Below are 25,135 nucleotides of genomic sequence, written 5' to 3'. Positions count from 1 at the left end.
CCCTCTCCCCGTGGGAGAGGGTTAGGGTGAGGGGCATTTGCACTATCCTAAAATTTCCTTCAGTACCGGCCCAATCTTTTCAAACGCCTGCGGTGAAATAATATCCACGTGGGCGCAGTCCTGGCTGTACACCTCCAGCGCACTCACCCACGGCGCCCATGCGGCCTGCGGATCCATGGTTCGCGTGCGTTCGGCGACAAACAGCGTCGCTTTACCGTCGAACCGTGAACTATGCGCGGTGGTGAGCAGCCGCACCGCATCGGCGTAGTTGCCTTCAATAGCGTTAAACAGCTCGCTGGAACCTTGCCCCTGCTGGGCGGCGATAAACGCCTGACGCTCGCGCTCAATTTCCGCCAGCACCTCAGGATCGAGGCCATTGGCCTCTTTCTCCGCCCAGTTCTGGGTTTCCGGCGGCCAGGTATCCAGCAGGCCGAGGAACGCTACGTTTTCACCCTGCTCGCGCAGACGCGCCGCAATGCCCTGCGCCAGCGTGCCGCCGAGGGAATAGCCGAACAGATAATACGGCCCCTGCGGCTGCTGCTTACGCAACGTGTTCAGATGATGTTCGATCACCGCATCGAGATCCGCACACTGCTCCATCGGCCCCTCAGGCCGGGGAGACTGAATACCGACGATTGACCAGCGCGGGCTGAGGTAGCGCGCCAGGACGCTAAACTGCCAGGCAAAGCCGGATGCCGGATGGAAGCAGAACAGCGTCGGGCCGTTGCTTTCACGCAGCGGGAGAACAGTTTCATACCCCAGACGCTGCGCCTGCTCGTCGCTCATCTGCGAGTCCAGCAGGCCGCTAAGCTTACTCACCGTCGAGGCGACCATAATCTGGCCCGGCGTGACCTTACGGCTGAACGCACGGCTGAGCTGAGCCGCGAGGCGCATCGCCAGCAGCGAGTGGCCGCCGAGGGCAAAGAAATCGGCTTCGATATCGTTCACCGCGCAGCCCAGCAGGGCAGAAAACGCCTGCGCCACGGCGACTTCGGTTTGTGTCTCAGGCGCGCGACCAGAGGTTTTGCTGGTCAGCTCCGGCAGCGGCAACGCCTTGCGATCCAGCTTGCCGTTGGCGCTTAACGGCAGCGCGCTGATTTGCAGCAGCACCACCGGCACCATATGTGGCGGCAGCTGGGCTTTGAGTGATGCTAGCAGCGCGTCGCGATCCAGCGGTAAGCCGGATTCGGAGACAACGTACCCCACCAGCTGGCGGGCATCGCCACCTGTCGCCGCTGCCTGGTTGAACACGCAGGCGTGCGCCACGGCCTGGGCCACATCCGGCAGCGCAAGCATGGCCCGGTCGATTTCGCCCAGCTCAATGCGCTGACCGCGAATTTTTAACTGGTCATCGCTGCGGCCCAGATATTCTACCGCGCCGTTGTCCAGCCAGCGGGCAACGTCCCCGGTGCGGTACATCCGCTCGCCGGGGGCAAACGGATCGGCGATAAAGCGGCTGGCGGTAAGGTCGGGGCGTCCCAGATACCCCTGCGCCAGCTGGATGCCGGTGAGATACAGATCCCCCGCCACGCCGAACGGCACCGGGCGCATCATCGCGTCCAGAATGCGCAGCCCCGTATTCCACACCGGGAAGCCGATCGGCACGCTGTTCCCTTCCACCGCCGCCAGCTCGGGGCCGTACGCCGGATACCAGCTGACGTCCACCGCCGCTTCGGTCGGGCCATAGAGGTTGTGCAGCGGCGCATGGGTGAGCTGTTCCCACTCGCGGCACAGCGCAGTCGGCAACGCCTCGCCGCTACAGAACACCTGCTTCAGCGTCCTGCAACAGTTGACGTTTTCCGGCGTCAGCGAGGCGATGAACGCCGCCAGCATCGACGGCACGAAGTGGGTGGTGGTTACGCCATATTGTGCGAAGAAGCTCTGCATCGCCTGCGGATCACGGTGCGCGTCCGGCTCGGCCATCACCAGCTTCGCCCCGGCGATAAACGGCCACCAGAACTCCCACACCGACACGTCAAAGCTGCACGGCGTTTTCTGCGCCACCACGTCATGCGCCGCCAGTGGATAATGATCCTGCATCCACTTCAGGCGGTTAACGATGGCGGTATGGCCGACCATCACGCCTTTTGGTCGTCCCGTCGAACCGGAGGTAAAGATGATGTACGCGGTCTGCTCCGGCTTCGCCAGGCGCAGAGGTTCAGCATCGGTGGCCGGTAATAGTGTGTTGTAACTAAAGGTGGCGATCGGCAGATCGTTAAAGCGCGGAAGCTGCTCGTCGGTGGTAATGAGCAGCGACGGCTTCGCGTCCTCCAGCATCATCCGCAGACGGTCGTCCGGGTAACCGGTATCCAGCGGCAGCCAGGCGGCGCCAGCTTCAACAATCCCGTGCAGCGCCAGGGTCAGGAACACCGAGCGCGGGAGCGCCACCGCCACGCTGTCGCCCGGCTTCACGCCGCGCGCGCGCAGCAGATTTGCCAGCGCGACCACCTGCTCGCGCATCTGGCGGTAGTTCAGCTCAGTATGGGCATCCGCCAGCGCCGGGGCGTCCGGCGTTTTGCTCGCCTGCTCCGCGACAAGGTCCGCCAGCGTGATGGACGGCAGCGCCAGCCCGGTATCGTTGATTCGCGCCAGCCGGGCGTATTCCTGCTCTGATACGGTTTCCACGTCGCAACAGCGCAGGTCCGGGTTGGCGGCAAACTGCGTCAGCATTGCGTTCAGCCGCGCCGCGTGCCCCTTCAGCGTCGCCTCGTCGTAACGCTGCCTGTTGGCGAGGATCTCAATGCTTAGTCCGCCCTGCTCGTCCGGGAACAGCGCCAGCTCCAGATCGTTCACCGGGCCGGTCGCCAGCGTGTGGGTAATGGCCTCCACGCCGTCGATATCCAGCTGATAATCGAACACCTTGACGTTCAGCACCGGACCAAACAAGGGTTCGTCCCCTGCGGCCTGCCCGCTGTCGCGCACGATCTGCTCGGCATCGTAGCGCTGATGGCGGCGCATCTTTTTCAGCTGGTTCGCCAGGCGCAGCGCCAGCGCTGGCAAGCTCTCGTGCGGGCGAATATTCACCGCCAGCGGCAGGACGTTGAGCACCGGTCCGGTCGCGGTCAGCGCGGCGGAGCCCATGCGGCGCATAAAGATAAACCCGGCGGCGTAGTCCAGCCGCCCGGTCAGGCGGCCCAGCCACAGCGCCACCAGCGCAAGCGCCAGATCGGTTCGCTGCGTTTGTCCGGCCGCCTGTGCAAGCTGGCTGAACGCACGGCCGTCCATCGCCATTTTCAGGCGCAGGATGTCGGTGGTGGCGGCACGTCCCGGCAGGGGCGCGGAAGAGAGCGAGACCGGAGAAGGAAGCTGTTTGCGCTGTTCGGTCCAGAAAGCACCGTCGCGCTGATACGCCTCGCTGTCGCGATAGCGCTGATACTCCTCCACCACCTCGGCGAACGGAGTAAACGGGGAGGCGGGCGCAGGTTCACCTTTCTGCCACGCAGCGTAAATGGCGGCGATTTGACGGGTAATGGCCGGGAAACTGAAGCCATCTACCACCAGATGATGATACCGCTGATACCAGTACCAGTGGTTTTCTCCCACCTGAATCAGCTGGTGAAACGCCAGCGGCTGACCGCTGTCGACGCGCAGGTTCTGGTTGAGATCGGCCTCCATCAGCGCCACGGCGGCGTCGTGGGAGTTAACGCGCACAATGGACGGCTCCGGCAGGATCATGGCCTCATCGACCCACTGCCACACCTCGCCGTTATCCTCAGTGAAACGCATCCGCAGGGTGTCGGCCTGCATCATGCCTTCAGCGATGGCTTTTGCCAGCAACGGCGCGTCGATAGCGCCTTTCAGTTCGGTGTAGTGCGCCACGCTCCAGGCGTTTGGCAGGGAGGAAAGCTGCTCTGCCATCCAGATCCCCGGCTGGGCGGCGACAAGAGGGAGACGGTTCATGCGCGCTCCCCCGCAAAATAAGACGGCTCAAGCGTCTGCCACTGTTCCGCCAGCCACTGCTGGCACGCCTCCTGAGATTGCGGTTCGCACACCACGCGCCAGCCCGCGGGCAACTCGCACTCCTGCGGCCACAGGCTGTACTGCCCCTGGTCATTTTGCAAAATGGCGAACTGTCCCTGCGGATTATCGAAAGGATTGCTGAATTCCATACAGACTCCGTTATTGATTAAGCGGCTGCCAGAGGGTCATCAGCCCCTGTGTCAGCCCACCGCGCCAGCAAAGCGCATCGTGTCCGCCGTCAACCTGACGCCAGAAAACCGGTTGCTGAGTGTGTAGTTCGGCGAGGATCGCCTGGTTTGCGCGTAAGATAAGCGGCTCGTTGCGCCCGGCCTCAAGGACGATGCGCAGCCCGCGAGCGGTTTTTTCACCCGCTTTGAGTTGTTCAATGAGCAGCCCGTCCTGCTGCGCGCCGCGGTGCGGCCACCAGTAGGATCCGGACTGGCTGAGGATGCAGCCAAAACGCTGCGGCCAGTTGAGGCCCGCATAGAGGGAAGAGAGCCCGCCGAAGCTTTGGCCCGCCACCACGGTATGGTCGGCGCGGTCGCTGAACGGGGCCATGCTTTTCACCTGCGGGAGGAGTTCGTCCTGCACCGCCAGCCAGAAATCAGGGTTGCACGGCAGCTCGCGGCTGCGGTGTGCGGTGTCAATGACGTCGATTAAGACATAAACCGCAGGCGGCAGTTTGCCTTCATGGGTGAGCGACGCCAGCGCAGGCCAGACGGGCATGCTTTCGGCCCAGAACTGCCCGTCAAGCAGCACCGCCAGCGGGCGCTCCGGGCTTTCATCCCCGGTGGTAAAAATCCACACGCGGCGATGGTTCTTCAGACGCGCGCTGTGCCACTCAATGCAGACAGGCTTTTTATAGGGCGTATCGGGATGATTCCAGCCGGGCTGTACGGGCGCCTCCGGCATCTCCAGCGCCGAGACGGCGTGCCCGCGCCCGCCGCGCCAGCTCTGCGCATTCAGCGGATCGGAAACCGCGTGCGGCAGCAGTTTGCGCCAGCCTTCGCGCAGCGCCATGCGGTCCGGCTGCTCGCCTTCAAACACTGCGCTGGCAAAATCATCTTCATTGTCGGAGGGGATAAAACAGTAGCTGCCGCGCCATTCGGGGCTGAACTCGCCCTGCCACTGCCAGACGTCGGTATCCGGGATACGTTCAAGGGACTGCGGACGGGCATTTTGATGGTGATCGGTCACGCCGGTGACGTAGAGCCAGACGCGTTTAATCGTCGACGTCTGCTGCGTTCCCGCCGGGTCCCGCCACCAGAATGTCACGCGATAGTTTTCCTGATGACGTTCCCGTTCCGGCCCGTTTTTCGCCTGCCACCACGCTTCACTTCCGGTTGTTAACGCCGTCACCCTTATAACCCCATGTTTAACAGTCTTTTTTGTTTCAGAGCAAATTTTATTGATAATATTATTGATAACTATTTGCATTTGCAATAGCGTAATGCCCGCGCTGTGGGAAGCGCGCTCATTAAATAACCATAAAAGCGGGACGTACAATGAATAAGAAGATTCACTCTCTGGCCTTGCTGGTCAATTTAGGGATTTATGGTGTCGCGCTGCCCGCCATGGCAGACGACAACACCGCCTCCGCGCAGCACGAAGACACCATGGTGATCACCGCCGCCGAGCAGAATTTGCAGGCGCCGGGCGTGTCAACCATCACCGCCGATGAGATCCGCAAAAACCCGCCCGCGCGCGACGTGGCGGAAATCATCCGCACCATGCCGGGCGTTAACCTGACCGGCAACTCCACCAGCGGCCAGCGCGGGAACAACCGTCAGATTGACATTCGCGGCATGGGCCCGGAAAACACCCTGATCCTGATCGACGGCAAGCCGGTCACCAGCCGCAACTCCATCCGTCTGGGCTGGCGCGGCGAGCGTGACACCCGCGGCGATACCGGCTGGGTACCGCCAGAGATGATCGAGCGCATCGAAGTGATCCGTGGCCCGGCCGCTGCACGCTACGGTAACGGCGCGGCGGGCGGCGTGGTGAACATCATCACCAAAAAATTCGACGACCAGTGGCACGGCTCCTGGAACACCTATCTGAACGCGCCAGAGCATAAGGACGAAGGTTCGACTAAACGCACCAACTTCAGCCTGAGCGGCCCGCTGGGCGGCGACTTCAGCTTCCGCATGTTTGGTAACCTGGACAAAACCCAGGCCGATGCGTGGGACATCAACCAGGGTCACCAGTCTGAACGTACCGGTGCCTACGCCAACACCCTGCCCGCAGGCCGTGAAGGTGTGGAAAACAAAGACATCAACGGCGTGGTGCGCTGGGACTTCGCACCAATGCAGTCGCTGGAGTTTGAAGCGGGCTACAGCCGCCAGAACAACCTGTATGCGGGCGACACGCAGAACACCAACAACGACAACGCGCTGGTGAAGAAGAACTACGGTAAAGAGACGAACCGTATTTATCGCCAGAACTTCGCCGTGACCTGGAACGGCGGCTGGGATAACGGCATTACCACCAGCAACTGGGCGCAGTACGAGCACACCCGCAACTCCCGTCTGGGTGAAGGACTGGCGGGCGGTACTGAAGGTCTGTTCAACAGCAATAAATTCACCGACACCGATCTGTCCGACGTGATGCTGCACAGCGAAATCAACCTGCCGATTGATTTCATTGTGAACCAGAACCTGACGCTCGGCACCGAGTGGAACCAGCAGCGCATGAAGGACTCGACCTCCTTCACGCAAACCCAGCAGGGCGGCACCATCCCGGGCATGAGCGAAGACCGTAGCCCCTACACGTCAGCGGAGATCTTCTCCCTGTTCGCCGAAAACAACATGGAGCTGACCGACAGCACCATGCTGACCCCTGCCCTGCGCTTCGATCACCACACTATTGTCGGCAATAACTGGAGCCCGTCCCTGAACCTGTCGCAAGGTCTGGGGGATGACTTCACCCTGAAGATGGGCATCGCGCGCGCCTATAAAGCGCCAAGCCTGTATCAGACCAACCCGAACTACCTGCTGTACAGTAAAGGCCAGGGCTGCTACGCCAGCTCCGACGGCGTGGGCTGCTACATGATGGGTAACGACGATCTGAAAGCGGAAACCAGTATCAACAAAGAGATTGGCCTGGAGTGGAAACGCGACGGCTGGCTGGCGGGCGTGACCTGGTTCCGCAACGACTATCGCAACAAGATTGAAGCGGGCTACGCGCCGATTGGCCAGACGTCCACCGGCAAAGTCACCACCGATATCTACCAGTGGGAAAACGTACCGAAGGCGGTAGTGGAAGGTCTGGAAGGCTCCCTGAACGTGCCGGTCAGCGATACCATCAACTGGACCAACAACATCACCTACATGCTGCAAAGCAAGAACAAGGAGACCGGCGATCGTCTGTCGATCATCCCGGAGTATACGCTGAACTCTACCCTGAGCTGGCAGGTACGTCAGGATGTCTCATTGCAGTCGACCTTCACCTGGTACGGCAAGCAGCAGCCGAAGAAGTACAACTACAAAGGTCAGCCGGTGACCGGGTCTGAGAAAGACGAAGTCAGCCCTTACAGCATCGTTGGCCTGAGCGCGACCTGGGATGTGACGAAAAACGTCAGCCTGACCGGCGGCGTGGACAACGTCTTCGACAAGCGCCAGTGGCGCGCCGGTAACGCCCAGACCACGGGTAATACCACGACGGGTGCGTATATGTACGGTGCGGGTGCGTATACGTATAATGAACCGGGTCGCACCTGGTATATGAGCGTGAATACGAGGTTCTGATACAGGCAGTGACTTCCCCCTCTCCCTATGGGCTGAGGGATCCCCAGTAATTTTTTTATGCAGAAGCAATAAAGTTGCTTTCTAAATGACTGAGGGCTGTCAGCGATGCCCTGGTCCGGCTGTAAATCGCTGAGGCGTTTGCCTTCCGGCCGGGGCGAGGCGCAGGGATGCGCCGAGAGGGCGGCTTTACAGGGACGTTGCCTCCGCCCGTACCCGATAAGCCGGAAGGAATAAGCCGAGGGCACCGCGAAGCGGCGATTTACCGCCGGGAGCCCGGGTCGCCAGGGTGGTGGCGACTGAGCCACCCTGGCACGTTCACCGGTCATGTCGTTACAGAGTAGCAAGGAACATAAAGTGAACGGAATGACCACCACCGCCGTATATTCCCCTCACCCTAACCCTCTCCCCGGAGGGGCGAGGGGATTGCTCAGTGCTCGCATTAATTTGTGGGGAACCCTCAGCCCTTTGGGAGAGGGCCGGGGTGAGGGCATCAGGCCGCACAATACTGAAGGGAAAACCATGCACACAACCCACAGCACATTTTCTCTCGCCGGCCACACCCTTCACCGCATCACTTTCGACCCCACCACCTTCACCGACGCCGATCTCCTCTGGCTCCCCCATCACGCACAGCTGTCTGACGCCGGACGCAAGCGCAAATCCGACCACCTGGCAGGCCGCATCGCCGCGGCGCATGCGCTAAACGAGCGCGTAATCCCCGGCATCGGCCCCAGCGGCGAACCGCTCTGGCCGCAAGGTATTTCCGGCAGCATCACCCACAGCGGCACGCAGGCGATGGCCGTCGTCACGCAATACCCTGCGCTTATCGGCATCGATTGTGAAACGATCCTTTCCGAAAACGAAGCCTGGGAAATCAAAGACGGCATTATTGATACGCAGGAAGAACCTGTGCTTTCCCGCTCGGGATACCCGTTCGCCCTTGCTCTCACGCTGGCGTTCAGCGCCAAAGAGAGCATGTTCAAGGCCCTCTTTCCGCAGGTGCAGGCCTGGATGGGTTTTGACAGCGCCCGCATTACCCTGCTCGACGACAGGACGCTTACGCTGGCATTGACCCGTCAACTTGCAGGCTTTGAGGAAGGCACTGCCTTCACCCTTCACTGGCAGCAGCACGGCGAACAGGTCATCACCCTGCTGTCACACGCTCCTGCCGACGTGCCTTCACGCTGGTCAACACAAACGTCACGATAAACACCAACGCGAACAGGACCACAATGGTCGGCGCGGGCGCGCTGTCGAGATAAAACGAGGCATACACGCCGCTTACCGACACCAGCGCTGAAACGGCGACCGCCACCAGCAGCGCCATGTGAAAGCGTCGGGTGATCAGCACCGCCACCGCGCCGGGGGCAATCAGCAGCGAAATCGACAGAATTATACCCACCGCTTTCAGCGTCGCCACGATGGTCAGCGAAACCATGCACAGTAAGCCGTAGTGCAGCCAGCGGGTGCGCAGGCCGCTCGCCTGCGCCTGCTGATAGTCAAAGCAGAACAGCAGAAAATCGCGCCACTTCAGGCCAATCACCAGCGCAATCAACCCCGCGACGAGACCGCTTTGCAGAATGTCCATCCCGTTAATGCCCAGCATATCGCCGAACAGAATGTGGTCGAGATGCACCTCAGGTTTGACGGCGATATAGAGGATCAGCCCGGCGCCGAACATGCCGGAAAAGACGATCCCCATAACCGTATCTTGCTTGATTCGGCTGTTATCCTTCAGGTATCCGGTGGCGACCGCGCAGAACAGACCAGCCACGAATGCGCCCAGCGCCAGCGGCAGGCCCATCATCCAGGCCAGCACGACGCCGGGAAACACCGCGTGGCTCATGGCGTCGCCCATCAGCGCCCAGCCTTTCAGCACCAGAAAAACCGACAGCAGCGCGCAGGGCACGGCCACCAGGAGTGAAATCAGCAGCGCGTTGTTCATAAACGCAAAATGGAACGGTTCGAGGATCAGCGTCATCATGGATGTGCCTCCCGCGCCCGACGGCGGCTGGCAAGCAGCCCGTGCTTCGGCGCAAAGACGAACGCCAGCAGGAACAGCAGCGTCTGGGCGACCACGATAATGCCGCCGGTGGCGCCGTCCAGGTAATAGCTGGCCCACGCACCGAGGAAGCTGGTGATGCTGCCAATGGCGACGGCAATCATCAACAGGCGCGGGAAGCGATCGGTCAGCAGCCAGGCGGTCGCACCGGGCGTAACCACCAGACAGATCACCAGAAATGCGCCGACGGTTTGCAGCGCCGCCACGGTAGAGACCGCCAGTAGCGTAAAGAAGAGAATTTTCAGACGTTCCGGGCGCAGGCCGATGGTGCGGGCGTGGTTCTCATCAAAAAAGGTCACCATCAGATCTTTCCATTTGAACAGCAGGATAACTATCGACACCACGCCGATAATCGCCAGCTGGACGATATCTTCCGGGGCGATGGCGAGAATATTGCCGAGGACGATGGTCTGAATGTTCACCGAGGTCGGGTTGAGTGAGACCATAAACAGCCCCAGCCCGAAAAAGGAGGAGAAGATCAGCCCGATGATGGCGTCCTCCTTCAGGCGGCTGCGCTGGTTGAGAAACAGCATGCTGCCCGCCGCCAGCCCGCCCGATAAAAACGCCCCCAGCGAGAACGGCAGTCCGAGCATGTAAGCGCCCGCTACGCCCGGCACGATGGAGTGCGACAGCGCATCGCCGATCAGCGACCAGCCTTTGAGCATCAGATAGCAGGAGAGAAACGCGCACAGCCCGCCCACCATCGCCGAGACCCACATCGCGTTGAGCATGTACTCGTAGCCGAAGGGTTCGAGAAGCGCGTTCATTTGGCCTCCTGTCGGTGCGTGACGAAGGGGCGTTCGTCGTCGGTAATAATGCGATCTTCCGAGCCGCTGAGCACCACGTGGCGCAGCACGCCGCTGAAGGCGCGCTCAAGATTCTCGGCGGTAAAGGTGATATCCGTCGGGCCGCTCGCCAGCACGGTGCCTTTGACCATCACCGTGTAATCGCAGAATTCCGTGACCGAGCCCAGATTGTGGGTCGAAACCAGCATCGTTTTACCCTCGTCGCGCAGCTCCCGCAGCAGGCTGATGATCCTGGCTTCGGTTTTGACGTCCACGCCGGTAAACGGCTCGTCGAGCAGGATCACCTCGCCCTGCTGGGCAATCGCCCGCGCCAGAAACACGCGCTTCTTTTGGCCGCCGGAGAGCTCGCCAATCTGCCGATGACGCAGCTCAAGCATATCCACGCGCTTCAGGGCGTCGGTTACAATCTGCCTGTCGCGCTCTTTAGGCCGACGCAGAAACCCCATATGCCCGTAGCGGCCCATCATCACCACGTCCTCGACCAGCACCGGAAATGACCAGTCGACCTCTTCCGACTGCGGCACGTAGGCGACCAGGTTCAGGCGCAGCGCCCGGTGAGGCGGAAGCCCAAGAATGGAGATAGTGCCGCTCGCCGCCCGCACAAAGCCCATCACCGCCTTAAACAGCGTGGACTTGCCGGAACCGTTCACCCCCACCAGGGCGGCAATCGATCCGCCCGGCACGCTGAACGACGCGTCGCGCAGCGCCGTGTGGCCGTTGCGGTAGGTCACGGTCACGTCGGTTACAACAATCCCCTTCTGCATGGTTACTCCTTCATCCCGTCGCGGATGCCCTGCACCAGCGTGCGGGTGGTGACGTTCAGCAGATCGATATAGGTCGGCACCGGGCCGTTTTCTGCGCTCAGAGAGTCGACGTACAGCACGCCGCCGTAATGGGCGCCGGTTTCACGCGCCACCTGACGGGCGGGCTTATCCGAGACGGTGCTTTCGCTGAACACCGCCGGAATGTGATGTTTTTTCACCAGATCGATAACCTTGCGTACCTGCTGCGGCGTGCCCTGCTGATCGGCGTTGATCGGCCACAGGTACAGCTCTTTCAGGCCCAAATCCCGCGCCAGATAGGAGAACGCCCCTTCGCTGGTCACCATCCATCGCTTGTCTTCCGGGATCGCCGTGACCTGCTTGCGCAGCGGTTCGAGAGTGGCGGTGATCTTCTGCTTGTAGGCGTCGGCGTTACGCTGATAGGTCTGCGCGTTGGCCGGATCGTACTTCACCAGCGTGTCGCGGATGTTATCGACGTAAATCAGGGCGTTGTCCGGCGACATCCACGCGTGCGGGTTGGGCTTGCCGTTATAGGGCCCTTCGCTGATGCCCATCGGGGTGATGCCTTTGGTAACAATCACCTCCGGCACGCCGTTCAGATGCTGATAAAAGCGCTGGAACCACAGCTCCAGATTCATGCCGTTCGCCAGGATCAGCTGCGCCTTCTGCGCGCGTTTGATATCGCCCGGGGTGGGCTGGTATTCGTGAATTTCCGCGCCCGGTTTGGTGATGGAGGTGACCTCTGCGGCATCCCCCGCTACGTTTTTCGCCATATCAGCGATAACGGTAAAAGTGGTGATGACCTGGAACTTTTCAGCCGCCAGCGCGCCGGTTGTGGTCGCGGTCATAAGCAGCGCGCCGAGCAACAGACGCTTCAATCCTTGCCGTGGATGCATCGCAGAAGTCTCCTGAGGTGATTAAATTAAAAGCAAAATTAGCCCGTGCTATAAGGTATAGCACAGGCTATATTTAAATGAAAATAGTTATCATTAAAGTTATGTCAACGGAGGGAGAGCCTGATGGCGCTTCGCTTATCAGGCCTACGGTAAAGCAGTTTTGGAGTTTTGTAGGCCGGGTAAGCGCAGCGCCACCCGGCATAAGGGCGACTCACTGCCCGGCAAGTGCCTTATAAAATGCAGGATTCTCCCGAATCACATTAAGTACCTTCGCCGCCAGCCCGGTTGGGTTGCGACGTTTAGACTCCCAGCTCTTTATCGTATCGACGCTCGTGCCAAGCGCCTTCGCCATTTCGCTTTGCGTGATATTGAGCTGCTCTCTGATGGCGCGCACATCAGCAACTTCATAGCGGGTTACCCGGGAAGCGGCTTTTCTTCCGTTATGGATCTCAACGGCCTCTTCAAGCGAAGATTTTAATTCATTAAAAATACTCATTATCAGCCTCCACCTGCCTGATTAGGGTACATAGTACACCTCAAATTTACGGCACTGGAAGCAGTATTTTTCAGAATGGAAGTCAGCTTTTTAAGTTCTGCTTTCTCTGTCTCTGTCAGGCTGTCCTTTATGCATTTTGGATAGGCCATAATGAAATAGATCACCTCCTCTGTGGCAAGAAAGTAAATCACTCTGATCCCCCCTCTCTTTCCCTTTGAGCCTGCCGCCATCCTTATTTTACGTAAACCCCCCGTCTGCTGGATCAGGTCACCTTTATCAGGCCAGGCAATAAGTTCCTTTTGCAGATCCTTTAATTCATCATCCGTAGCAATGCTTTTAATCTGTCGGGTAAAGAGTGATGTTTCGATAAACTCTATCGCATGACTCATCCATAGTTCCTTCCCTAAACGCAGCAAAAGCCCGAATGCTTCAGCATCAGGCTCTTGCTGCATGGTTACTCTTCCTTGAGTAATGCTGCGCCAAATAACTGTATTTATATACAGTCTGAAGGTATTTTAAGAATCCGTTTAGACATCCGGGAACATCACGCTATTCCCCGGCGCTTCCCTGTGGAGATGGATAAAGTTCAGGTGTCGTTCATACTGGTCCAGAATGTCCGTAATCACCTGCTCCTTGCTGTAGTCCATCAAATCATTCCCCTGGCTGCCTTCCAGCAGGAAGGTCTCCAGCCGGTAGTAGGTCGATTTGCCGCTGCGCGCGCGGTAGGTAAACCCGGGCACGGAATACTGCTGCGGCCAGATCTGATAGACAAAGTTCTGCTCGTCGCCCATGTGCACCAGCAGATCCAGGTGCCCAAGGGTCTCGCCCTCTTCCGGCGGCAGGTTTTTCAGCTCGACGTAGGCACCGCGCAGGCGCAGCTCCTGGGCTACTTCCTCCATCGCCGGGAAGCAGACCGTCTCCATCATCTGGCTGGTATAGCGCGTGCCGGGATAATTCATCAGGCGCGACAGGCGTTTCTTCCAGCTCAGACGGTCCTGGGCGCCCATCGGACGCGGCGCGGTGTCGCGGCTGGCGCTTTCGCGGCGGTAATCTTCCACCTTGAGCGATTTATACAGCCCGGCCATCACGAAGAAGATGACGAAGCTGAACGGCAGCCCCATGATCACCGTGGTGTTCTGCAGCGCCGAGATCCCGTTGGTCATCAGCATGCCGAGCGTCAGCAGGCCGATGGCGACGGACCAGAAGATGCGCAGCCAGTTCGGGGCGTCGCTGTTAATATCCTTCAGCTTCGAGGTGAAGTTACCCAGCACCAGCGCGCCGGAATCCGCCGAGGTGACGTAGAACAGCAGGCCGGTAATGGTCGCCACGGAGGCGCTAAAGGTAAACGCCGGATACTGCGCCAGCAGGCTGTAGAAGCCGCGCTCCGGGTGTACCATCGCTTCCTGAGCAAAGGTCGCGTTACCGTGAATAATCTCGTGCAGCGCGCTGTTGCCGAAAATCGACAGCCACAGCAGGGTAAAGGTGAACGGGATGATCAGCGTGCCCATCACGAACTGACGGATGGTGCGCCCACGCGAAATTCGCGCCAGGAACAGGCCGACAAACGGCGACCAGGCCACCCACCACGCCCAGAAGAAGAGCGTCCAGTTGTTCATCCACTCCACCGGGCGGTCAAAGGCGAAGCTGTTCAGCGTCATGCCCATAAAGCGGTTCACGTAATCACCTACGTTGAGCACTAGGGCGTTGAGCAGGAACGAGGTGTCGCCCATAAACAGCACGAACAGGATCAGCCCCAGCGCCAGCGCGACGTTCAGCTCGGAGAGCACGCGAATACCTTTATCCACGCCGGAGGTCACCGAGATGGTAGCGATGATCACCGACAGTGCAATTAGCGCCGCCTTCGCCGCCATCGAATCCGGGATGTCAAACAGCACGCTCAGCCCGTAGTTAAGCTGCACTACGCCAATCCCGAGCGTGGTGGCGATGCCGAAGATGGTGCCGATCACCGCCGCGATATCGACGCTGTGGCCAATCGGACCGTTGATCTTTTTCCCGAAAATCGGGTACAGCGCGGAGCGGATGGTAAGGGGCAAATTATAACGATAGCTAAAGTATCCGAGCGCCATGCCCATCAGGGCATACATTGACCAGCCCGTCAGGCCGTAGTGGAACAGCGTCCAGACCATCGCCTGACGCGCGGCCTCCATCGTCTGCCCTGCCCCTTCCGGCGGCTGCATATATTGCGTGACCGGTTCCGCCACGGAGAAGAACATCAGGTCGATGCCAATGCCCGCGGCAAACAGCATCGCGGCCCAACTCAGCAGGCTGAACTCGGGCTTGGACTGCTCCGGCCCAAGCTTCACCGAACCGAAGCGCGAGCAGGCAATGCAGACGACGAACACGATATAGAGCGTCGCCGCCAGGAGGTAGTACCAGCCGAAGGTCTTCGACACCCAGTTCAGGGTGCGCCCAATCCACTCGGCAGAAAAATCACGAAAGAAGATGGTCGTCAGGGAAAACAACAAAATCAGCCCGGCGGATGTAAAAAAAACGACCGGGTTGATTTTGTCTTTTTCTCTGTCTTGTGAAAGGTCTGTCATCCAGTATCCCCACTGTTTTTGTAACTATTAAAATCCAAAATCGCAACAATTAAGACACATTTTATATTGAACGTCCAATCAAAAACCGCTTTAATAGATTACCAACGCTGATGAATGGAGTGGCAAAAATGCCCAAAGTGGGGATGCAGCCGATCCGGCGCAGGCAGCTCATCGATGCCACGCTGGAAGCAATTAATGAAGTGGGAATGCATGACGCAACCATCGCGCAAATCGCCCGTCGGGCGGGCGTGTCCACGGGGATCATCAGCCACTATTTCAAAGATAAAAACGGTCTGCTGGAAGCAACCATGCGCGACATCACCGGTCAGTTACGCGATGCGGTATTAAGCCGTTTACGCGCCCTGCCGGACGGCAGTGCAGAGCAGCGTTTGCAGGCGATTGTCGGCGGCAATTTTGATGAAACCCAGGTCAGCGGCGCGGCGATGAAGGCCTGGCTGGCCTTCTGGGCCAGCAGCATGCATCAGCCGATGCTCTATCGTTTGCAGCAGGTCAGCAGCCGCCGGTTGCTCTCAAATCTGGTATACGAATTCCGCCGCGAACTGCCGCGTGAACAGGCTGAAGAGGCTGGCTACGGGCTCGCCGCACTGATTGACGGGCTGTGGCTGCGCGCCGCGCTCAGCGGCAAACCGCTGGATAAAACCCTGGCCCAGTCGCTCACCAGCCACTTTATCAGCCAGCATTTACCGACCGATTAACCGAGGAGAATTTATGTCCCGAATGGCAGAACAGCAGCTTTATATCAATGGTGGTTACACATCGGCCACCAGCGGTCGCACCTTCGAGACCATCAACCCGGCCAACGGTGAAGTTCTGGCAACCGTGCAGGCCGCCGGGCGCGAAGACGTGGACCGCGCCGTAGAGAGCGCAAAGCGCGGGCAAAAAATCTGGGCGGCGATGACCGCCATGGAGCGCTCGCGCATCCTGCGTCGCGCCGTCGATATCCTGCGCGAGCGCAACGACGAGCTGGCAAAGCTGGAAACCCTCGACACCGGTAAAGCGTTTTCTGAAACCTCGACCGTCGACATCGTCACCGGCGCGGACGTGCTGGAGTACTACGCGGGGCTGATCCCGGCACTGGAAGGCAGCCAGATCCCGCTGCGCGAGACCTCCTTCGTCTACACCCGCCGCGAGCCGCTGGGCGTGGTGGCGGGCATCGGCGCGTGGAACTATCCGATCCAGATCGCCCTGTGGAAATCCGCCCCGGCGCTGGCGGCGGGCAACGCGATGATCTTCAAGCCGAGCGAAGTAACGCCGCTTACCGCCCTGAAACTGGCGGAAATCTACACCGAAGCGGGCGTGCCGGACGGCGTGTTTAACGTTCTGCCGGGTGTGGGCGCGGAAACCGGCCAGTACCTGACCGAGCATCCGGGCATCGCCAAAGTCTCCTTTACCGGCGGCGTCGCCAGCGGCAAAAAGGTGATGGCGAACTCGGCGGCCTCGTCCCTGAAAGAGGTAACGATGGAGCTGGGCGGTAAATCCCCGCTGATAGTGTTTGACGATGCGGATCTGGATCTCGCGGCAGATATCGCCATGATGGCCAACTTCTTCAGCTCCGGTCAGGTGTGCACCAACGGCACCCGCGTGTTCGTGCCCGCGAAGTTCAAAGCCGCGTTTGAGCAAAAAATCGTTGAGCGCGTGGGCCGCATCCGCGCGGGCGACCTGTTCGATGAAAACACTAACTTCGGCCCGATGGTCAGCTTCCCGCACCGCGACAGCGTGATGCGCTACATCGCCAAAGGCAAAGAGGAAGGTGCGCGCGTGCTGTGCGCCGGTGACGTGATGAAGGGTGACGGCTTTGATAACGGCGCGTGGGTTGCCCCGACCGTGTTCACCGACTGCACCGACGAAATGACCATCGTGCGCGAAGAGATCTTCGGCCCGGTGATGTCCATTCTTTCCTATGACACTGACGAAGAGGCCATTCGTCGCGCCAATGACACCGACTACGGTCTGGCGGCGGGCATTGTCACCGCCGATCTGAACCGCGCCCACGGCGCTATTCATCAGCTCGAAGCGGGCATCTGCTGGATCAACACCTGGGGCGAATCCGCCGCAGAGATGCCGGTGGGCGGCTACAAACACTCCGGCATTGGCCGCGAGAACGGCGTCATGACGCTTCAGAGTTACACCCAGGTGAAGTCCATCCAGGTTGAGATGGGTAAATTCCAGTCCATATTTTAACCGGGAGGTTTATTTGCAATTTGACTACATCATTATCGGGGCCGGCTCTGCCGGCAACGTTCTGGCAACACGACTGACTGAAGATCCGAACACCACCGTCCTGCTGCTTGAGGCGGGCGGGCCGGACTACCGCTTTGACTTCCGCACCCAGATGCCTGCCGCGCTGGCCTTCCCGTTGCAGGGCAAGCGCTACAACTGGGCGTATGAAACCGAGCCAGAGCCTTTCATGAACAACCGCCGCATGGAGTGCGGACGCGGAAAAGGGCTGGGCGGCTCGTCGCTGATCAACGGCATGTGCTACGTGCGCGGCAACGCAATGGATCTGGACAACTGGGCGAAAGAACCGGGTCTGGAGCACTGGAGCTATCTCAACTGCCTGCCCTACTACCGCAAGGCAGAGACCCGCGACGTGGGGCCGAACGACTACCACGGCGGTGACGGTCCGGTGAGCGTCACCACCTCTAAGCCGGGCGTGAACCCGCTGTTTGAAGCGATGGTGGAGGCAGGCGTGCAGGCGGGCTACCCGCGCACCGACGATCTCAACGGCTATCAGCAGGAAGGCTTTGGCCCGATGGATCGCACGGTCACGCCGCAGGGCCGACGCGCCAGCACCGCGCGCGGCTATCTGGATCAGGCCAAACCGCGCCCGAATCTGACCATCCGCACCCACGCCATGACCGATCACATTATCTTTGACGGCAAGCGCGCGGTGGGCGTCGAGTGGCTGGAAGGCGAAAGCACCATTCCGTCAAAAGCGACAGCGAAGAAAGAGGTACTGCTGTGCGCGGGCGCTATTGCGTCACCGCAGATCCTCCAGCGCTCCGGCGTGGGCAACGCTGAACTGCTGAAGCAGTTTGATATCCCGCTGGTACATGATTTACCCGGCGTGGGGGAAAACTTGCAGGATCACCTGGAGATGTACCTTCAGTATGAATGCAAAGAGCCCGTTTCCCTCTACCCTGCCCTGCAGTGGTGGAACCAGCCGAAGATTGGCGCGGAGTGGCTGTTTGGCGGCACCGGCGTGGGTGCGAGCAACCACTTCGAAGCGGGCGGGTTTATCCGCAGCCGCGAGGAGTTCGAGTGGCCGAACATTCAGTATCACTTCCTGCCGGTAGCGATTAACTATAACGGCTCGAACGCGGTGAAAGAACACGGCTTCCAGTGCCACGTAGGCTCCATGCGCTCGCCGAGCCGCGGGCACGTACGGATTAAGTCCCGCGACCCGCATCAGCATCCGGCGATCCTGTTCAACTATATGTCCCACGAGCAGGACTGGCAGGAGTTCCGCGACGCGATCCGCATCACCCGTGAGATCATGCACCAGCCCGCGCTGGACAAATACCGTGGGCGCGAAATCAGCCCGGGCGTCGAATGCCAGACCGACGAACAGCTGGACGAGTTCGTGCGTAACCACGCCGAAACCGCCTTCCATCCGTGCGGCACCTGCAAGATGGGCTACGACGAAATGGCGGTGGTCGATGGCGAAGGCCGGGTTCACGGGCTGGAAGGGTTACGCGTGGTAGATGCGTCGATTATGCCGCAGATTATCACTGGCAACCTGAACGCCACCACCATCATGATTGGTGAGAAGATTGCCGACGCCATTCGCGGGCGCGAGCCGCTGGCGAAGAGCACGGCGGCGTATTATGTGGCGGATGGGGCGCCGGTTCGCCGTTAAGACGTTACCCCTCTCCCCAACCAGGAGAGGGGTGCAGGGTTTACCCTTCTGGCATCGCAGAAGAGTGGTGCGATGAGATTTTCCACGCTTTTCCGTCCCATGCGTAGGTAAAGGTATAGCGTGCGGTTACGGATGTTTTATCCGCGAAAGTAAAAGTGTATGTCCCGGTATCAATGGCTTTATTACAGCCGAGACGAATGGTGCGGCTGTCAATTTTACCGAACGGCTTCTTCTTCAGAAAATCCTCGAAGTAATCCACACGCTCCTTATCCGTCAGCCTGACCTGGTTTGATATTGTCGGCAGCAATACCGCATCGCTCAGGTAATTATCCGCCACTTTATGGGCATCGCCTGTCTGAAGCGATGCATTCCATTTATCGAAGAGCGCTTCAATCTGCTGATTGTCAGCTTTTACGCACTCTGGTGCAGTGGCAGCAAAGGCAGAAGCAGAGGCTAGTCCGAGGAGGGCAGTAAGAGAGATTAACGTTTTCATTGACCATTTTCCTTATGTGGTTTTTCCTGAGGGCGCACTATCCTTTTTATTCCACTACGTGACAATATCAATTACTTATCATTACGCTTTTTACATAAAGATAAACAAGGTGAAATGATATACAAACAAGTAAAACACACCCAACAAAAATGCTAATATACAATAAGTTACAATGAAAACTTTATTTACATAAGAATTTACTGCTTCGCTGAAAACGCACAGGTGTGCAAGCATAATCCCTCAGACCTCTCTTGAGAAATCCCTTTTTTTTCATACAAATATGCGTTTTTTGAATCATTTTGTTACGGTTAATTTCAAAAACAAATAAAAGTTGAAAATACAACTTTTTGTTTAGTGGATATCATTGCCTCCCGATCGTAAATCTTCACCGAGAGGACAGCAGTATGCTGAACAGACAGTTATCCCTTAACGTTGCCCTAATTGCCCTGAGCCTCATGCTCAGCGGATGCGTCATTAGAGATCATCATTCTTCCGATCATCATCATCCGGACCATCGCCCATGGCACCATGAACCTTCGCATGCCCACGGCTGGCATAATCATCATGGGGATCACCATCACGAGCACCACTGAGCCTCACGTTCGCCCCGGTCCGGACTGTTTCAGAATGTGCTTTATACTTAACCGCACTCTCGTTCCTGGCGCTTTACGGCAAAGAACTGATGAAGACAACAACATGACTACTTTTCGCGTCAGAGACATTTTTATTCTGGGCTTTCTCAACTTTGCTCTGTTTGTCGGGGCGGGTAATATCATCTTTCCGCCGTTGATCGGGCTACAGGCAGGCACATCCGTCTGGTTTGCGGCAATGGGTTTTCTGTTGACGGGCGTCGGATTGCCGGTGATTACCGCCATTGCCATGGCGAAAGCGGGCGGTTCGCTGTCGGCCATCACCCGTCCCACCGGGCGCATCTGCGGTATGGCATTGACTCTTGCCTGTTATCTTTGTATCGGTCCGATCTTTGCTATTCCACGTACCGCCACCGTCTCTTACGAACTGGCATTGCAGCATTATCATGTGAATAAAAGCGGGTTGCCCCTGTGGAGCTTAATCTTTTTTAGCCTGGTGATTCTGGTGTCCCTCTATCCCGGACGTCTTCTCGATACCGTAGGGAAATTTTTATCACCCTTGAAAATCATTGCCCTGCTGGTCCTGACGGTCACGGCCGTGCTCATCCCGGCAGGAGCGCCAATGCCACCCCAGGGACTGTACGCAACCTCCCCCTTTTCTCAGGGGATCACTAACGGTTATCTGACGATGGATACGCTGGCGGCTCTGGTCTTTGGGCTGGTGATTGTCAGGGCAATTCAGTCCAGGGGCGTGACCTCCCCACGTCTTATCACCCGCTACGCGCTATACTCCGGTCTGATTGCGGGTGTGGGGCTGGTCGTCGTTTATGCCGGCTTGTTCCGTCTGGGGCTAAGCAGCAGCGGGCTGATTGAGGGCGCAACGAACGGAGCACAGGTCATCAGCGCCTATGTGCATTTTAGCTACGGGGCTGCCGGAGATATTTTTCTGGGCGTGCTGATGACCCTTGCCTGCCTGGTCACCGCGATCGGTCTGACATCGGCCTGCGGCTCCTGGTTTAGCGATCACACCCGCTTCAGCTATCGCACCTGCATCTGGTTTTTTGCCATCGTCTCAATGCTGATCTCCAATATTGGGCTTACCCAACTGATTAATCTGTCAGTGCCGGTCCTGACGGCAATTTACCCGGTATTCGTGGTGCTCATCCTGACATTTTTCTTTCGTGAAAAATTCCATTCCACGACCCTGGTCATTATCCCCGCCGCGTTCGTTACCTTCCTGTTCGGTCTGGCAGAGGCGCTCAACTCTTCAGGCGGTCCACGGTGGCTGGCCTCGCTCACCGCCAGCATGCCGCTGCATAATCAGGGGCTGGCCTGGCTGCTTCCCGCCGCCAGCATAGTTTTCGTCATGTCCATTATTGACCATGTCCGGTATAAACGAGAATCTCGCTAGCAGGCTATGCGGGGTGAGTAAGTTGCCATTGAGGAATCGCGATGTTTGAAGACAATCAAAAAAAACTCTATATCGTTGTTAACCGTATGATGGAGCCGGCTTTACTTTTGAATGCCACCGCCCACCTCGCAGCTGGGATCATGCGTAAAGCGGATGACGCGCTCTTTCATGACTATTCGAATGAAGAAAGCGGTTTACAGGCCTATCTTAGCCATTATCCGGTTGTCATCCTTCAGGCAAAAAACAGCAATCAGCTCAAAACAGCGCTGCTAAAATGTCAGGGCGCGGATATAACGTTTAACTACTTCAGCACGACGATGCTTGGCGCGTCGTCTGAAGCCCAGATTCAGGCGACGAAAGAAACCTCTCTGGAGTCTCTGGAGTTTATAGCCATTGCGCTTTACGGGGATACCGAACGAATGTTGCCCGTCACGAAAAAATTCTCCGTCTTTAAAATGGTATAACCCCGCAAAAAAAATATTTGAGCCGCGCACGTTGTCTCATGCCAGGCATACCGCCTGGCGCTTCTCGTTCTTGTTTTTCCACTCAAAAGCCTTTTCCAGAGCAAACAGCTGCCAGACACGTCGCGTCACAAGAAGGTGCGCTGGATCACAACAACCACACCATTAGTTTAATTTACAACAAAATGTTGATATTATTTATTTAGGCGATAGACAGGTATGGGACTCATCCTTATCAGCGCGCTGGTTATTAACTTACTTTTAACAAAAATAACCTATTGAATATATTTATTTTTTTACATGAAGCAATTAGACGTAAGCCATGATCAAAAACCTTTTCATATTTTTTATTGTATTTCTCGTTTTAGCTCTCTCACTTGAAATATTTTTTATCGAAAAACACCACATCAATTATTTCCGTGATGGGGTAAGAAACGTTGAGGAGGTATTATCCCTGTGGGAAGAGCATTAAATAAAAAGGGAGGAACCAGACAATACTTACTTAACTTAAAACTAAGGGTGATTTTTTTTTGCGCAGAATGTAAAATTTACTTCCGACCTGTCTCAATCGTAAATATTAGTATTATTAACCATTTTAAAGTAAAGCATTGTGTAAGTATTTGACATAACATCTTTTAGATGCTTACCCGTGCTTATTCTATATATAGGCAATATCTATTATGTACTTATCACAGAGAACGATAGACTGTTTTAAGGGAGTATATTCTTTGTAAAAAAAGGTAGATGAGTGGAAACAACAAAATTATGGATTTCATTAGGCACTATTGTCAGCCCTATTACTGGAACGTTTTTCACCAAGATAATTACGCAATATAACCATAAATACCTGCTCTGGTATAATGGAGAATATCTTATCAAACCCGGTGATAACATTAAGGTTAACAAAAACGGAATTGTTATATCAGAAAAATTACGGAAGATTAATATAATACAAATTGACAAGTATAGCCCGACGCTCTGGCGAGTCATGCACAACATGTCCAGCTGCCCTGGCGATAAAGAACCTGAAAATTCATTTTGTACATCCTCCGTCCGCTGTATTTTCAAAACCTGCCCTTACGGTAAGAAACGGAGAAACGCATGTAAACGCTGAGAATGAGATTCCAAGAGCCTCTATAATCGGAGGCCTTTACTGCCCCGGCAGAACACCGCTCTGTCATTCGATGATATTTAGTCAAAAAAACTCAGTCATTACCGACAGAATAATCCCCGTCCTCTCCTTGCATCTCTCTCTTCAAACCACATATACCAGCATGGAATAGTGACAATAATAACAAAATGGCTATTTTTATCTGAAAATGCTCGTTATAAAAAAGAAACAAAGCCATCAGATCACAAATTGCCCTCCCTGTTCACCTCCTCTAAAATACGTCAGCAGAAACATTTCATTATTAAAATAGATTAAGAGGCATCGACAATGCGTCTGGCATCATATGCTATTGCGTTACTATTCATCACTTCACTGACGGGCTGTAAACCGGAAAATGGAAAGGCTTTTGTTGGAAATTGGATTGAGGAAACAAATTCAAAGATCCCGGTTAAAATTTCTATAGCAGACATGAAATCAGGGCAACGTCATTTCTATGCGGTAAAAATAACCGATCTCATATGGGATAAAGAAACGGGCGTCCATTACAACACGAAAAAAATCAATGCCATGCTGGATAAGGAAAACTTCCTGTGGGCGAATAATGGGGATAACTTCATCATTTTTGACGATCATCTTATGTACAACGGAGATCGCTACAAACGCGTTCAGTAGTACGGTTGTGTTTAAAACGCTGTAATGCCCCCCATCCGCGACAGCCCACATCGCAAATGAGGGGGCTAAAGGGCAGGAAATATCAGAACACTACAGATAATTTAAAGTGTAAACCACCTTTCCCGTTATGTTACCTGCCACAACAGAATCTTCGGTCTGAATAATACGCGCCGATAATGGAATGACATATGACGTTTCTCCCGTTGTAGGTAACGTTCCGGTTATTGCACTATCACTGATTTTTATAAGGTTAGTTCCTGCGCTGTCAGGTAGACCCTGGCTGAGCTGTATCCCTACCCCTTGTGCAGCATCTGTTGCTGACGTGTCCGTAGCGATGATGCCGTTATCAGCATCAATAACGCCGCTGACGGAGGAAAAAGAAACAGTCCAGGGGTTAGGTTGTATGGTTCCTACGGCTATGACTGAGGCATTTTCCGACCAGACATTTCCAGTCGTTGTATTTCCAATGGCCCTGGTACAGTTTGTTAAAACAATACTGGCGGTCACCCACGCGCTGGCAGATCCTTTACTCTTAAATCTTGTTTGTGACCAGTTCCCCAATGGGACGGTATAATCGGGTGTCGTGCAGGTTGAAGTACTAACCTGAATGCTGCCGATAAATGAGTAAGTTGCAATTTTTACATAATTCTCTGTTTGCTTTCCAAGACTTATCGAAACCGTCGGCAAACTCGAAGCATCGAGGAGTCCTGGGGTGATATCGCCCGTTTTTATAAATGTTATGTCGAAGGCGTTAACGCTATAAGGGTCACTTATCGTACAATTAATCCCATCAAGCCCGGTACATGTTATCGACTCATTGGGCCACATATTCATACCACCATTCCATATACTAACACCTACTCCAGGAATACCCGTCTCGTATACTTTTGTATATGCCCCTCCAGAATATCCTGAAACAGGCATAGGCGTATAAACTATTTGTCGACTGACTCGAAAATAACCACCACTACTGGCACAGGATACTTTATAATTACTTAACCCTGATCGATAAGTTTGACTGTATATTACGGAACCCACAGGCATATCCTGCCCAACCGATATCATCTGATGATTCAATGGAATTTGAACTGTTTGCTCCTGTTGCAACATGCTTGTATCACTCGTATTTAACACGCATGTGGCAAAGGTTGAGAATGGATACAAAAGCAAAACAGTTAATACAAGCCTGTACATATCACCACCTCTTT

21 protein-coding genes are annotated in these 25,135 nt (G+C 56.5%); 9 read left to right on the top strand and 12 right to left on the bottom strand.

The genetic code is table 11. The annotated features are described in order from the left end of the window. Positions 1-42: 42 nt before the first annotated feature. From entF to fes, 3 genes are read right to left on the bottom strand one after another with little or no spacing between them, the layout of a single operon-like run. The gene (gene entF, locus C3451_RS07530) at positions 43-3,900 is read right to left on the bottom strand and encodes an enterobactin non-ribosomal peptide synthetase EntF (protein ID WP_045622258.1); all 3,858 of its coding nucleotides are present in this window, start codon (positions 3,898-3,900) and stop codon (positions 43-45) included. Beyond that, entirely contained in the window at positions 3,897-4,109 is a 213-nt protein-coding gene (locus C3451_RS07525; RefSeq protein WP_032624700.1) for an MbtH family NRPS accessory protein, read from the bottom strand. The genes entF and C3451_RS07525 overlap by 4 nt, the downstream gene beginning before the upstream one ends. Before the next feature lie 10 nt (positions 4,110-4,119). Further along, on the bottom strand, positions 4,120-5,319 hold the full coding sequence (fes, locus tag C3451_RS07520) for an enterochelin esterase (protein ID WP_045622260.1): 1,200 nt from the start codon (positions 5,317-5,319) through the stop codon (positions 4,120-4,122). A gap of 146 nt (positions 5,320-5,465) precedes the next feature. On the opposite strand from fes, the gene C3451_RS07515 reads away from it, so the two are divergent. Continuing rightward, entirely contained in the window at positions 5,466-7,706 is a 2,241-nt protein-coding gene (locus tag C3451_RS07515) for a TonB-dependent siderophore receptor (protein ID WP_023299551.1), read from the top strand. 519 nt (positions 7,707-8,225) lie between these two features. Beyond that, on the top strand, positions 8,226-8,915 hold the full coding sequence (entD, locus tag C3451_RS07510; protein ID WP_063139126.1) for an enterobactin synthase subunit EntD: 690 nt from the start codon (positions 8,226-8,228) through the stop codon (positions 8,913-8,915). Here the strand turns inward: entD and C3451_RS07505 are convergent. The 7 genes from C3451_RS07505 to betT form a co-directional block, all read right to left on the bottom strand. Further along, positions 8,851-9,690 (bottom strand): metal ABC transporter permease, encoded by an 840-nt coding sequence (locus C3451_RS07505; RefSeq protein ID WP_063139125.1) that lies wholly within the window; start codon positions 9,688-9,690, stop codon positions 8,851-8,853. The two genes, entD and C3451_RS07505, sit on opposite strands and share 65 nt — an antisense overlap. Then, the gene (gene sitC, locus C3451_RS07500; RefSeq protein WP_063139124.1) at positions 9,687-10,535 is read right to left on the bottom strand and encodes an iron/manganese ABC transporter permease subunit SitC; all 849 of its coding nucleotides are present in this window, start codon (positions 10,533-10,535) and stop codon (positions 9,687-9,689) included. The genes C3451_RS07505 and sitC overlap by 4 nt, the downstream gene beginning before the upstream one ends. Continuing rightward, complete coding sequence (gene sitB / locus C3451_RS07495; RefSeq protein WP_023299548.1) at positions 10,532-11,338, bottom strand: iron/manganese ABC transporter ATP-binding protein SitB; 807 nt, start codon at positions 11,336-11,338, stop codon at positions 10,532-10,534. Before sitB ends, sitC begins: the two co-directional genes overlap by 4 nt. A gap of 2 nt (positions 11,339-11,340) precedes the next feature. Beyond that, complete coding sequence (locus tag C3451_RS07490) at positions 11,341-12,252, bottom strand: metal ABC transporter substrate-binding protein (protein WP_063153497.1); 912 nt, start codon at positions 12,250-12,252, stop codon at positions 11,341-11,343. Positions 12,253-12,463: 211 nt separating this feature from the next. Beyond that, positions 12,464-12,748, bottom strand: a complete 285-nt coding sequence (gene nadS / locus C3451_RS07485) for a NadS family protein (RefSeq protein WP_003858821.1) — start codon at positions 12,746-12,748, stop codon at positions 12,464-12,466. Between the two features lie 2 nt (positions 12,749-12,750). Then, entirely contained in the window at positions 12,751-13,137 is a 387-nt protein-coding gene (locus C3451_RS07480; RefSeq protein WP_032610190.1) for a type II toxin-antitoxin system RelE/ParE family toxin, read from the bottom strand. Positions 13,138-13,275: 138 nt separating this feature from the next. Beyond that, complete coding sequence (gene betT, locus C3451_RS07475) at positions 13,276-15,309, bottom strand: choline BCCT transporter BetT (protein ID WP_063139122.1); 2,034 nt, start codon at positions 15,307-15,309, stop codon at positions 13,276-13,278. A 128-nt stretch (positions 15,310-15,437) separates the two neighbouring features. Between betT and betI the strand changes: the two genes are divergently transcribed. From betI to betA, 3 genes are read left to right on the top strand one after another with little or no spacing between them, the layout of a single operon-like run. Further along, the gene (gene betI / locus C3451_RS07470; RefSeq protein ID WP_003858827.1) at positions 15,438-16,025 is read left to right on the top strand and encodes a transcriptional regulator BetI; all 588 of its coding nucleotides are present in this window, start codon (positions 15,438-15,440) and stop codon (positions 16,023-16,025) included. 13 nt (positions 16,026-16,038) lie between these two features. Continuing rightward, the gene (betB, locus tag C3451_RS07465) at positions 16,039-17,511 is read left to right on the top strand and encodes a betaine-aldehyde dehydrogenase (RefSeq protein ID WP_045623215.1); all 1,473 of its coding nucleotides are present in this window, start codon (positions 16,039-16,041) and stop codon (positions 17,509-17,511) included. A gap of 13 nt (positions 17,512-17,524) precedes the next feature. Next, positions 17,525-19,189: a choline dehydrogenase gene (betA, locus tag C3451_RS07460; protein ID WP_017694353.1), complete on the top strand. Its 1,665-nt coding sequence runs from the start codon at positions 17,525-17,527 to the stop codon at positions 19,187-19,189. 40 nt (positions 19,190-19,229) lie between these two features. Here the strand turns inward: betA and C3451_RS07455 are convergent, their stop codons facing one another. Then, positions 19,230-19,682 carry an SgcJ/EcaC family oxidoreductase gene (locus C3451_RS07455; RefSeq protein ID WP_045623213.1) on the bottom strand — a complete coding sequence of 151 codons (453 nt, stop codon included), beginning with the start codon at positions 19,680-19,682 and terminating at the stop codon, positions 19,230-19,232. 696 nt (positions 19,683-20,378) lie between these two features. Here C3451_RS07455 and brnQ point away from each other — a divergent pair. The 4 genes from brnQ (at position 20,379) to C3451_RS07435 (ending at position 23,927) form a co-directional block, all read left to right on the top strand. Continuing rightward, on the top strand, positions 20,379-21,683 hold the full coding sequence (brnQ, locus tag C3451_RS07450; RefSeq protein ID WP_063139121.1) for a branched-chain amino acid transport system II carrier protein: 1,305 nt from the start codon (positions 20,379-20,381) through the stop codon (positions 21,681-21,683). A 41-nt stretch (positions 21,684-21,724) separates the two neighbouring features. Further along, on the top strand, positions 21,725-22,147 hold the full coding sequence (locus tag C3451_RS07445; protein ID WP_063139120.1) for a DUF2000 domain-containing protein: 423 nt from the start codon (positions 21,725-21,727) through the stop codon (positions 22,145-22,147). A 745-nt stretch (positions 22,148-22,892) separates the two neighbouring features. After that, positions 22,893-23,258: a hypothetical protein gene (locus C3451_RS24305; protein ID WP_124304280.1), complete on the top strand. Its 366-nt coding sequence runs from the start codon at positions 22,893-22,895 to the stop codon at positions 23,256-23,258. Between the two features lie 324 nt (positions 23,259-23,582). After that, a complete protein-coding gene (locus C3451_RS07435) occupies positions 23,583-23,927 on the top strand; it encodes a hypothetical protein (protein ID WP_045623316.1) in 345 nt (114 codons plus the stop codon). A 90-nt stretch (positions 23,928-24,017) separates the two neighbouring features. On the opposite strand, the gene C3451_RS07430 is transcribed toward C3451_RS07435, so the two are convergent. After that, positions 24,018-25,121 carry a fimbrial protein gene (locus tag C3451_RS07430; protein WP_124304279.1) on the bottom strand — a complete coding sequence of 368 codons (1,104 nt, stop codon included), beginning with the start codon at positions 25,119-25,121 and terminating at the stop codon, positions 24,018-24,020. Positions 25,122-25,135 lie beyond the last annotated feature (14 nt).

Origin of the sequence: Enterobacter sp. 301B (assembly GCF_003850715.1) — a bacterium.
GTDB classification, from domain to species: Bacteria; Pseudomonadota; Gammaproteobacteria; order Enterobacterales; family Enterobacteriaceae; genus Enterobacter; species Enterobacter intestinihominis.
This window is presented reverse-complemented; position numbering and strand designations above follow the sequence as displayed.